The 3,252-nt window shown below is 37.9% G+C and carries 4 protein-coding genes and 1 tRNA gene; 2 read left to right on the top strand and 3 right to left on the bottom strand.

The features are described 5' to 3' along the window. Positions 1-100: 100 nt before the first annotated feature. The 3 genes from ASE74_RS18325 to ASE74_RS18315 form a co-directional block, all read right to left on the bottom strand. Positions 101-400, bottom strand: a complete 300-nt coding sequence (locus ASE74_RS18325) for a hypothetical protein (protein WP_055912204.1) — start codon at positions 398-400, stop codon at positions 101-103. A 124-nt stretch (positions 401-524) separates the two neighbouring features. Next, entirely contained in the window at positions 525-959 is a 435-nt protein-coding gene (locus tag ASE74_RS18320) for a MauE/DoxX family redox-associated membrane protein (protein ID WP_055912202.1), read from the bottom strand. Positions 960-1,377: 418 nt separating this feature from the next. After that, positions 1,378-2,004, bottom strand: coding sequence for a Crp/Fnr family transcriptional regulator (locus ASE74_RS18315; protein ID WP_055912200.1), 627 nt, complete (start codon positions 2,002-2,004; stop codon positions 1,378-1,380). Between the two features lie 356 nt (positions 2,005-2,360). Between ASE74_RS18315 and ASE74_RS18310 the strand changes: the two genes are divergently transcribed. Then, positions 2,361-2,433: transfer RNA gene (locus ASE74_RS18310), tRNA-Lys, on the top strand. A gap of 336 nt (positions 2,434-2,769) precedes the next feature. After that, on the top strand, positions 2,770-3,252 hold a 483-nt coding region (locus tag ASE74_RS18305; RefSeq protein ID WP_235526158.1), incomplete at its 3' end, for an Arm DNA-binding domain-containing protein.

Genomic DNA, 3,252 nt, shown 5'->3' with positions numbered 1-3,252 from the left:
ACACCAAACGAAGTTATTCTAACAAACCGCCGTATACCGAACGGTACGTACGGTGGTGTGAGGAGACAGCAGGGAAACTAATTCCCTGCTTCTTACTCGATTATTGTTCTCTTGAAGAGATTAATTCTGGAGAATCCATAACGGCCTGATTGTCTTTGCCTGAAAGGTATGTAGACAAAGGTGTTTCAATTCCGATAGTACACGGAACTTCAGGGTCACCACTGCATTCAAATGTAGTTGGAGCGGCTGCCGGTTCCCATGAACTGGTTTGAGCAACTGGTCCGTTAGTTGTTTTGTAATGGTAATAAGAAAGTGTTTTTGCAGTAAAAGCACTTTGTGTTGCGATAAGACCGAACCCTGCTAAAAGGGCTGCGAAGCCTAAATTAATTTTTTTTGACATATTTTAAGTTTAATTTTTTGCCTGATAGTTGGGCCTCAGGCAACTGGCCCATCTTGTTTTTACTTTTGGCCTTTCAAACGATGTGGTTCTTTGTTTGTGAGCTGGCCATTCTCCTTTTATCTACTCACTCTTTGTCACATACCTCCCGCTTTGGTTTATTAAATAAGGCTAGTATAGCTGCCGCTAAAAAGATAAGGTTCAAAACCAGGTGTGCTTTCCACCCAAGGGTTCCGATCACTCCACCACAACTACAAGGTATTTTCGGGAAGTAATTAACCAGGATCAGTGCGATATAAACGGTAAAACTGAAGATCAGCAATAAGGAAAAGATTAAGCCCAGCTTATTGGTTTTGCTAAATAACAAGAGCAATGCTGTGAATAATTCTGCGGCTGGAATAAGGATAATTAACAGGTGAGAAAAGAACAGACTAAAAACCTGGTGCTCCATTTCGAGTTTATAGGTGGCAAAATTAACGAGTTTACTTCCGGCGGTGTAAACCCACAATAGGATGAAGGCTGCAGATATGAGCTGTGTGCTACAAAGTGTATCTTTTTCCATTCTCATCATTTTCGCTCTCTTGATCCAAAAATTTACCTTTTACATATTTATATTGTTTAAATAACCGTAGTCATGTTTATTTAGCATTAATTAAAAAGAGATGATGGCCTTAGGTAATGGTTTTACAGTCTCTTTTGTATTATTGACTGATGCAACCTGTAATTTTTTTCTATTGTGCGTTGTATGTACAGGGTAAAGCAGTGATATGGCGAGGTAAAACATTGTTTAATCGTCTTTTTTAGGTAATGAGATTTACCTGCTTGCTTTGTTTATAGGCGCTTTGGTGGGGCACCAACATATTGCAGTGCGCCGTTTTGCTATTTATACCCTGTTACAGGAACTAAATTTTCACATTCAGAACTGAATGAAGAGATTGCCCTGTTGGAATTAATACAGGTTGATTTACAGCATTGAGCTGTTATTTTTCTAATGATGCAAGTTTCCTAATCCTGCTGAGCGTTTCAAGGCGCATGCCAATAAATGATGCAATGTATTTGAGCGGAACCCGGTTAATTAGGTATGGATAAGAAACGAGGAAACGTTTGTAGCGTTTTAATGCCGACGGGAGCCTGCTAATGTATGCACGCTCAGTTGCCCCCTGAAAATAGATCTCCGTCATTTTACGACCAACATAATTGGCGATCGGGAAATTTTCATAAAGTAGTTTCGACATTTCATGCGGAATCGCAATCGCAAATACAGGGTCGATGGTTTCAATGTATTCATCAGAAACCTCACTTTCCCATAAATTGCGGATGGTGCCGGCCAATTCATTTTCGGCAGCAATCCAGGTAGTTATTTTTTTATTTCCCATTTTTAGGTAACCATGTACAGCACCTTCTAAAATGAGGTAAATGTAACGGTTGCGTTTTAAGGGCGATGCAATGTGTTTATTTTTTGCGAAATGGATAGGGAAGGTCCATTCGTTAATCACGTTTTCAATTTCGGGGTTAAGCGGATGGTAAGATTTAAAGACAGCAATAAGAGGAGAGAAGCCACCAAAGGCTTTCCACTTCTCTTCACCGTAGATATTTTCAATATTCATTAGGGAAAAGCGAATGTATATGTAAAAATCAAAATAAAACTGAAAAATAAAAAATTAATGCAGGTTTTACAACTATTAAGAATGTAAATCATTTTACCAATGCCGTAGGCAATCATTTGGTTTAAGCATATTACAATAATTTGGGTTGTGTAATTACAGCTTACTGTAGTTTGACGGGAATAGGGATAAAAATAACTGATTACAATGTAATTAATTTTCTCCGATTAACAACGTGATCCATAAATATTTAACTGTTTAATTTTTATTAATTGTTAAGCTTCTGTTAAATTTATTTATTTTAACTTTTGTGTGAATCGATTTATTTTCTATCTTTGCAGCCCCGAAAGGGATATAATGATTCCGTAGCTCAGCTGGTAGAGCATTACACTTTTAATGTAGTGGTCCTGGGTTCGAATCCCAGCGGGATCACAGAAGATAGTATCAAAACTACGTAAAAGCTTGCAAATCAAATGATNCTTTTAATGTAGTGGTCCTGGGTTCGAATCCCAGCGGGATCACAGAAGATAGTATCAAAACTACGTAAAAGCTTGCAAATCAAATGATTGCAAGCTTTTCTGTTTTAGAGGAAAATCTAAAATACTCACCGATTCTCATATTAAAAGTGTGTAATTCGGTGAGTAATTTAGGTACTAAAAGAACTCACCGAATTATTTATAACCACTTGTTTAACAAGTCGTTCGACCATCGAACATCTTGACGTTTTCAGACTGCAAGGCTAATTTTGTTAACCTTAATTCAGTTTATATGAAAACTAATTTTAGCCTGCTCTTTTATCTTAAAAAGCAGAAAAACTATCGTGGTGGCCATGTCCCAGTTTATTTAAGAATAACTGTTGGCGGAAAAAGATCAGAAATGACCAGCGGTCTTGAGTGCGATCCTGAAAAGTGGAATACCAAATCAGGCAGACAGGATGGAAAGAAGGAAGATGTCAGAAGTTTTAATGGACATCTAGACAATCTCCAGTCAATGATCAACCAGGTTTACAGGGATCTTTTTGATGCAGGTGATGTTATTACAGCCGAAAGCATTAAGTGCAGATTTATCGGGCGGGAAGTCCGGAAGCATACCTTGATGGAAGGGATCAAAATACACAACGAAAAGATGGAAGCCCTAGTTGGACGTGAATACGCCATTGGTACTTTGAAGCGCTTTCAGGTCTTGGAAAGGCATCTTGTCGCTTTCATGAATGAAAAATACAAGATAACAGATATCAACATCAAAAATATT

Source organism: Pedobacter sp. Leaf216 (assembly GCF_001421515.1).
Classification (GTDB): Bacteria; Bacteroidota; Bacteroidia; order Sphingobacteriales; family Sphingobacteriaceae; genus Pedobacter.
Note: the sequence above shows the minus strand (reverse complement) of the source record. Positions and strands in the feature narration are given on the sequence as shown.